The organism is Levilactobacillus paucivorans (assembly GCF_001437125.1).
GTDB lineage: Bacteria > Bacillota > Bacilli > Lactobacillales > Lactobacillaceae > Levilactobacillus > Levilactobacillus paucivorans.
Map to the genome: position 1 here is coordinate 1 of NZ_JQCA01000067.1, position 269 is coordinate 269.

1 protein-coding gene is annotated in these 269 nt (G+C 50.9%); it reads left to right on the plus strand.

Annotation, left to right across the window (positions count from 1 at the left end):
* On the plus strand, positions 1–269 hold a 269-nt coding region (locus IV54_RS06340; RefSeq protein WP_049121616.1), incomplete at both ends, for a hypothetical protein.

The window sequence follows — 269 nt, forward strand, 5'->3', positions numbered from 1 at the left end:
GATTCTGATTCCGACAGTGACTCGGACAGCGACAGTGACTCCGATTCCGATAGCGATTCGGACTCAGACAGTGATTCTGACTCGGACAGTGACTCTGATTCCGACAGTGATTCTGACTCGGACAGTGATAGTGACTCAGATTCCGATAGCGACTCAGACTCAGATAGCGACTCAGACTCGGATTCTGATAGTGATTCCGACTCCGACAGCGATTCTGATTCCGATAGTGACTCGGACTCTGACAGTGACTCGGACTCTGACAGTGACTC